At 25.7% G+C, this 7,530-nt stretch carries 9 protein-coding genes, 1 tRNA gene and 1 pseudogene; all 11 read left to right on the top strand.

Annotated features, from left to right (window positions below; translation table 4 throughout):
- Nucleotides 1-33 precede the first annotated feature (33 nt).
- Nucleotides 34-99, top strand: a pseudogene (locus TS70_RS08860) (lipoprotein); the annotation flags it as partial.
- A gap of 48 nt (nucleotides 100-147) precedes the next feature.
- A complete protein-coding gene (locus TS70_RS05405) occupies nucleotides 148-1,674 on the top strand; it encodes a hypothetical protein (protein WP_232332507.1) in 1,527 nt (508 codons plus the stop codon).
- 158 nt (nucleotides 1,675-1,832) lie between these two features.
- Entirely contained in the window at nucleotides 1,833-3,218 is a 1,386-nt protein-coding gene (locus TS70_RS05400) for a hypothetical protein (RefSeq protein WP_105628901.1), read from the top strand.
- An 83-nt stretch (nucleotides 3,219-3,301) separates the two neighbouring features.
- Nucleotides 3,302-3,595 (top strand): hypothetical protein, encoded by a 294-nt coding sequence (locus tag TS70_RS05395; protein WP_198049641.1) that lies wholly within the window; start codon nucleotides 3,302-3,304, stop codon nucleotides 3,593-3,595.
- Nucleotides 3,547-3,942: a hypothetical protein gene (locus TS70_RS05390; RefSeq protein WP_198049640.1), complete on the top strand. Its 396-nt coding sequence runs from the start codon at nucleotides 3,547-3,549 to the stop codon at nucleotides 3,940-3,942. The genes TS70_RS05395 and TS70_RS05390 overlap by 49 nt, the downstream gene beginning before the upstream one ends.
- Before the next feature lie 122 nt (nucleotides 3,943-4,064).
- A complete protein-coding gene (locus TS70_RS05385) occupies nucleotides 4,065-4,721 on the top strand; it encodes an ECF transporter S component (protein WP_127092687.1) in 657 nt (218 codons plus the stop codon).
- Nucleotides 4,722-4,827: 106 nt separating this feature from the next.
- Nucleotides 4,828-4,904, top strand: a tRNA-Arg gene (locus TS70_RS05380).
- A gap of 113 nt (nucleotides 4,905-5,017) precedes the next feature.
- Nucleotides 5,018-5,776, top strand: a complete 759-nt coding sequence (locus tag TS70_RS05375; protein ID WP_198049639.1) for a DUF3196 family protein — start codon at nucleotides 5,018-5,020, stop codon at nucleotides 5,774-5,776.
- Nucleotides 5,777-5,905: 129 nt separating this feature from the next.
- Nucleotides 5,906-6,061 (top strand): hypothetical protein, encoded by a 156-nt coding sequence (locus tag TS70_RS05370; RefSeq protein WP_157944224.1) that lies wholly within the window; start codon nucleotides 5,906-5,908, stop codon nucleotides 6,059-6,061.
- A 72-nt stretch (nucleotides 6,062-6,133) separates the two neighbouring features.
- Nucleotides 6,134-6,310, top strand: a complete 177-nt coding sequence (locus TS70_RS05365) for a hypothetical protein (RefSeq protein ID WP_198049638.1) — start codon at nucleotides 6,134-6,136, stop codon at nucleotides 6,308-6,310.
- 223 nt (nucleotides 6,311-6,533) lie between these two features.
- Nucleotides 6,534-6,785, top strand: coding sequence for a helix-turn-helix domain-containing protein (locus tag TS70_RS05360; protein WP_127092685.1), 252 nt, complete (start codon nucleotides 6,534-6,536; stop codon nucleotides 6,783-6,785).
- Nucleotides 6,786-7,530: the final 745 nt, after the last annotated feature.

Here is a 7,530-nt window from a genome sequence, read left to right as displayed (position 1 = left end):
GAAATATATATTATTTTTCGGAGGAAAAAATAAATAAAAAAATTATTAACTATTTTAGGAAGTTTAACATTAACTACTATTGGAACGGTTAATATTGTTAGTTGTACGGTAAAACCAAATGACAATAGTAATGATGCAAACGGTAGTATGCAAAACAATATGGCAATTTTAACTAAAATTGCCAGCACAGTAAGTAAAGGTATTAATGATTATGAGAATAATGGTAACTTGAAGGATTCAAATGCTTATCCCCAATTAAATTCTTTTTATGGTTTAGTTTCTGAAACTAAACCAAGTGTTGAAATCCCTGCTTCATCATCTGAACATAGTATGGGGTTAAATATGATTAAGCATGGCTTAAAATCAGTTTTTGATAATATTAATCGCCAAATTAAAGATGATTATTCTAATTACTATGTTAATACAATGCCGCTGACTTTTGAAGAAGATAAAGATAAGTTTATGTTAAACTATATTAATTTAAATAAAATTGCTGAAATAACGGGGACAGATATTAGTAACTTAAAAGCAGTACAATTACAATATAGTTTTATGTTAAATTTAAATTTTAAAAAACTAGATCAAAAAATGCCGTTCACAATTTCGTTTTTAATTTCAAATGATATTCAAAAAATTAGTAAACTTGTTAATGGTACCATTGAAGAAGTTACAAAAGTTTTAGTTAATTATTTTAAAAATTATGTGAATGTTGTTGTTGATAAAACTAATGAATTTAAATCAATTTATGATAATTTTCAAGTAAATTATGTTGGGGATGTTAAATCGTTAGATGATATTTTTGTGACTAAATTACGTCAGAACATTAGAGATGATAAAACAATTTCCTTACAATTAAAAGAAGGAATTGCTTTTGATGATACTGGTTATAAACGATTAATGAAAGTAGTATCCTCAACAATTACAGCTGAAAATTCTGGACAAATTCCAAAAAATCTTGATTTAGGAAATTATCAGCCAGCATTATGAGCGGGAGAAGGGGTTAATCCACCGGGATTAACAACTGAAAATTTTGTTAAAGCTTACAAAGAAAGTTTACCAGTTTTCAATGTCGATAAAAAAAATATGATGTTAGCAAAATTAAATGTCAATTTAAATTATATTAGTGTTTATGGTTTACCATTATCAGGAGCATTAATGATTAATAATCAAATTTATGAAAGTAATATTTTAATTAGTAGTCAAGGATTAACAACAAAATTAACTAATTTTGGAAAAATTATTGTTGCTTTTCATAATTATTATAATATTGATATTCGGAAACGAAAAGGTGAAAGCACTTGGAACAATGTAATTAGCAATTCTAGTGTTTTTCATGTCAAAGATGCCTTATCGGATTTAAAAGATAACATTAGTAGTAAAAATAAAATCTTGAAAAAATTATTAGCTAATTTTAAGAAAAGTGAAATAGCACAGGGATTAGTTGACCTTAACTTATTTAATATTTATAATTTAATTGATGATACTTCAACAAGGGTTGGAACTAGTGGTTATACGAAAGGCAAAATTATTTTTGATGTTTCTAATGGTTCATTCTGTTTAGCATTTTCTTTTGGAATAACAAGAATGGATTCAATTTTCTATGGGGCATATGGCGCTAATAATGGGCAAGCATCTAATCATCTTTGAAATGCAGGGCTTTTAATTGACCAATAATTATGAAAAATTGTTTTAATAATTACTTGAATTATTAAATAAATAACTATTTTTATTAAAATATTATAAATAATTTTAAAAAGAAAATGATTTTCTTTTTTTTCATTATATCATATCATCATCTTAGCTTAAGCTAAGAAAAGAAAGGTGAAATGAAAATGAAAAAACTACTAAGTTTATTAACTATACTAAAGATTAGTACTAGTTCAATGACAACATTAGTTGGAATGACACCAAATGAAACTACGAATGATTCTATTAATTATAATCATTTACAACAAAATAATATTTTACAAAATAATACTAATACTACTACTAATAATCCAAATACTAAAGGAATATATCTTAAACAAATTAAATTATGAGGATTAGGTCAAAAAGGCTTAGCTGGGGATACAGAATATAAAGGAGAAATTGGAATTGATATTTTAAACAAAAAAATTATCTTTTTGGGAAATGATGTTCCTTTTCATGTCTATTATAATGGAAAACGATTAAGTCGAAACCACATAACTTATAAAGTAATTAATATTAAAGATGAAAAAAATAAAATGGTTAAACAGATTTATATTAATGGTATGGACAGTATGAAAACTATTATTAAACGAAATAAGTTAGAAGATGGAATACCTTATAAAGAAAACTATTCAATTAGTATGTGATTTGCTGAACCAAACCGCACCGGGATATGACAAAATCAATTAATAAGACAAAAATCAACTAGTCACAGTGTTAAATTAGTGAAAACTGAATTAGATAATTTTATTCCGGCACTTAAAGCAAATGACATAAAATCATCTGCAGCAAATCAAGAATTAGAAGCGTTAAATAAAAAATTAGCGGCTTTGGAACAAGAAAAAAATAAACTAGAACAAGAAAAAACAGAGCTTAAAAATAAGTTGGATTCAACTACGCAAGAAAAAACAGACTTAGCAAATAAATTTGCTGAAAAAACTGCAGAGAATGATAAGCTTAAAGCAGACTTAGAAAAAGCAAAAGATGGTAATGAAAAATTAATTAAGGAACAAGAAGATAAAATTAAAGCTTTAGAATCAAATGTTGATGATTTAGCAAATAAATTAGATCATAGTGAGAAGGAGAAAACTGATTTAGAAGGTAAAGTAGGTTTATTAGAACAAAAAATTACTGATCTTGAAAATAATAAAACTGCTTTAGAAAATGATAAAAAAGATCTTGAGAATAAACTAGGTGGAATTGCTGAAGAAAAAGCAGGATTACAAAAACAAATTGCTGCTGAAGCTGCAGAAAACGGTAAACTTAAAGCGGAATTAGAAAAAATTAAGCAAGACAATGATGAATTACTTAAACAAAAAGATGATAAAATTGCAAAATTAGACGCAGAAAATAAACGTTTAATTAAGAAAAGTTGTGAAGAATTTAATCATTTAGTTACTGCCATAAACGATTTAAAAGATGGTGTAGTTAAACTTGAAGAAGAAAATGATGGTCTTAAAACAGCAAATGATAAGTTGCTAAAAGATAAAAAAGAATTAGAGCAGAAAGTAAAAGAATTACAAGGTTAATTAAATTAGTTTGTCAAGAAATTAAAATTATTAGTTTAATTGATAGGTTTAAAATAACATAGAATAATTTATTAGTAAAATTAATGAAAGGAAAGAAGGAAATGAAAAAACTGGTAGTAATTTTAGGCATTATTAATTTTGCTAGTTACACTATTTTAGGAGGAACTATTATAGCGTCAAATGACGCTTTAAATAAGGATTGAAATTTCTTAATAAACAAAACTAACGAAACTCCAAATGACATTATTCAAGAGGAGTTTGAATTAAAGACACCAATAACTAAAGTTGCTGGTTTTTACCATTCTTATTCGGATGAAAATACATTAATATGAACAAAAAAATACCTAAAGCAAAAAAATATACAACCTTTATATTAACTGGATTAGGTGAGCGTTCGGAAGGATGAGCGGAAGGAAGTAGTTTTAAAACACAAACAAGTAAGGCATGAGTAAATTTAATTGTCAATGATACTAATGGTGCACCATTATGTGGGATTCCATTAACAAATGGAACAGAATTAAATAATAAAAATATAGGTGGCACTTGATATACTAATGATAAAAAAACATATGCTACTGCATATGGTGAATTATTTTTAGATTTTAAATTTATTAATAATACAATTAATGCTAAACTTAGAGCGAAGGCTACTGCTTTTAATCCAACTTTTTTAGGATGAACTAAAACACAAACAAAATTTAAATTTAAAATTATGGTTATTTAATTTTATAAATACAAGCATAATAAAATTATTAAATTAAATGGTGTAAAATTAGTTTTACACCATTTTTATTTTAAAATTTGGTATATTTTTAAAAATAATTTATAATTATAAAAGGTGATAAAATGCAAACCAAAGCAAAAAGATTATTCTGTTTAGATACAAAAAAAGTGGCAGCAATGGCAATTATTATTGCCCTATATGTTCTGTTATCATGACTAAGTAAAATATTAAACTTAGCAGTTTTTCCTGTTGCGCCGTTTTTAAAAATAGAATTAACTGATTTTTTGATGTTATTAGCTGTACGGTTAGTTGGAATTATTTATGCCAGTCTTTTAACAATTAGTGTTAGTTGATTACAAATGGCTTATTTAGGTGACGGGCCAATTGATGTTTTTGCTTTAATGTTAGCTGATTTAATTTTTTTAATTGTGTTTTGATTAGGCGATGTTTTTCTTCGAAAAGGAATTAATCGTTTAATTAAAAACAAAACTTCAAAAAAGACAGAATATTTAATCACAACAAGCAACGTTATTTTAGCAATTATAGCTGTTTCATTTTTAATGACTTTGTTTAATTGATTGTTTATTTATGATATGTATGCGCGCTTTTTAAATTATACGCCAGAAGTAATTCAATGATTTAAAAGTATTTTAGTTCCGGTGATAATTCCATTTAATTTATTGAAATTTACAATTAATGGGGCAATTTTTATTGCAATTTATCGTGTTATTATTCATTTAGAAAAACAATTTGGTATTGTAAACATAAGTTCAAAGTAAAAAGAACCATTCTATGATTTTGATATTTTTGATGAAATTTATTTTTAAAAAGCAAACTTATTTTATTGAAAATAATCTTTAATGTATGTTATGATTTCTATGGTATGCCCACGTAGCTCAGTAGGATAGAGCATGCGCCTTCTAAGCGTAGGGTCGTGAGTTCGAATCTCTCCGTGGGCGCCATTTAATTTGCAATAAAAAATACCTTATTTAATAATTTAAATAAGGTTTTATTTTTTCTAAAATTGTTATAATGATATTACAAAATAATTAACAATATGAGGAGGAGTTATTAAATGTCAACATCATTAAATTATTACGATGAATTAATTAATGAAATTGAAGAATTAATTGATAATAGTAATTATAATGACGCACTAACAAAGCTTAAAACCGAGTTAACAATACCCTATATTCCTCAAAATATCGAAAAGAAGTTAGAAACATTATTAAAAGAAGTTAATGCTAAAATGCTTGAACAACAACCAAATCCTAATTCCGTTTGAACCCTTGCAAAAATTAGTGAAATTTTAACAAATCCAACGGATGAAGAAACTCAATTATTAGCCTTTCATTATTTGAAGGATCAAAATTTGCGTAAAATTTTACCAGTAATTCGTAAATACCTTGTTAATAAAAAGGTTTCTAATTTTGCTAAAATTTATTTATTATATTTATTAAAAGAACAAGAAATCAACGAAGTTTTTCAGGTTCAAAAAACAAATGGGTTTTTTAAATTAAATCCGCAGGAAATGACCCCGTATCAAGAAGAAGAGCAAGTTAAGTTAGTGCTACAATTATTAGACCAATGAGTTTATAACGATAATCCTAGTTTATATCATACTTGTTTATATTTATTAGAAACATATTATTATGATTTATACCCGCAATTTATTGTTAACAATGAAATTGAAGCGTTAGCGGTTGCGATTATTTATCAGGGCCAAGTAATGTATAATGAAAAAATTACCATTAAAGTATTAGCAGAACAATTTGATGTTGCATTACCAATTGTCCAAAAATATTTATTATCCTTAAATAATAAGACTTTATAGGCTAAATATCGCAACAAAACAACTAAAAATAAAAGAAAAATAATAAAATGTAAGGTACCATACACATTTAAGAATTTAGCAGAATACCGCATAAAAGCGGTTTTTTTATGTTTAAAGGAGAAATACGGTATGGAAAAAATTAATAGTATTGTTAAACAAATAGAACAAGTAAAACAAATCTGTGGTGATGATTTCAAAAAATGACCTAACAAAATGGCACATGAAACATTAAAAATGGTCTATGAAGAATTAAAAGAGATCCAAAATGAAAACAAGAAACTATAGATTACAATTAAAAAAAGAAAAAAAGAAACATACTTTAAAAACGGGTTTTAGAAAACTTAAAAGAGGTTCAAAATGGCCAAAAAAATTGAACGTGTAATTTGTGAATGTGGCAAAGAGATTCCATATACAAAAGCTTTTAGTTATACATTCATTACATTATCTAGACAAACATTAAGAGTATGATTTCATTGTAAAAGTTGTGCTAATGAATGATTTGAAAAACAATTAATATATGGGGAAGTAACATAAAAATCTTAGTTAATACAAAATAGAAAGCTAGAAAAAATATGAAAAAACTATGAGAAAAAATAAAACAATTAAAAGAAATTAAAAAAATACATCGATATACCGTCCAATGAGTATTAGATATTCCACATTTTAAATTTAAAAAAAGTTGGATGGGTTAAGATAAATTGGACAACAATAATGTGGAGTAAGGATTATAATTAAATTAATAAATGGAGGTGTAATTATGGCAAAGAATCATTATACCGATGAATTTAAACAACAAATTGTTAGTCTTTATAAAACAGGTAAAACAGCAAAACAATTGTCCAGTGACTATCAGGTCGGTAAATCAACAGTTTGAAAATGAATTCATGAATTCAATAATTCTGGTTCATTTAAAGCAAAAGATAATCGAAGCCCAAAAGAAAATGAAAAAAACAGTAGAACAAATTGCAAAAGAACAACGAATATATGTATCGATTATTCAATATGATAATTCAAATCTCACGTGGGAAAAATATTACAAATACAAGAGAAGTAGTTCCACAATTATGTTATTCAGATGATAATGTAACAATGGAATTGCAAAAAGAACAGGCTATTATTTTTGGTTTTAATAATCATAATGCTGATCATATTATTTATGAAACATTTGTTCAATCGATTTTTCCATTAACAGATGAAGTCCAAAAAGAATTAGACAACAATGATATATCATATTTTAATGATCCAACTTTTATGAACAATATTGGTGTAACAGTTATCAGAGGTACTACTAAAGTAAATAATAAAAATCTTAGTCAAAGAGTATTTGATTTAGGAAATTGATTAAATGAAAATAAACCAGAAGTATATGATTCATTATTTCGGGGAGGAGAAAGACAGTTTAATGCTGAACGATATAGTTACCGAAAAGATTNAATAACTGGTGCTAAATTTTTTAATCCAAAAGAATTCTATTGAAAAGACATGAATAAATATTGATTTACTAAAATTAAAATTGGCGCTGATTATGCTGACAGCATTAAGGGGCAAGATGATGCTACNCAAATTTTAATAGGATTTGAATTTGATAAAGAAGAATTTGTTNAAGGAATTTATATTCTTGAANAACAATCAATATCAAGTACANAATTTAAGGATATGNCTGAAAAAGTTGATAGTATGGTTAATAAAATTAATAGTTGATCACAAATTTATCATAATTTAAAAGAAGAATTTAACTATCGGATTGGACATGA

The sequence above is a fragment of the Spiroplasma sp. hyd1 genome, assembly GCF_016082235.1.
Lineage (GTDB): Bacteria > Bacillota_I > Bacilli_A > Mycoplasmatales > Mycoplasmataceae > Spiroplasma > Spiroplasma poulsonii.
The sequence above is the reverse complement of the archived record's forward strand: the minus strand, read 5'-3'. Positions and strand labels throughout refer to the sequence as shown.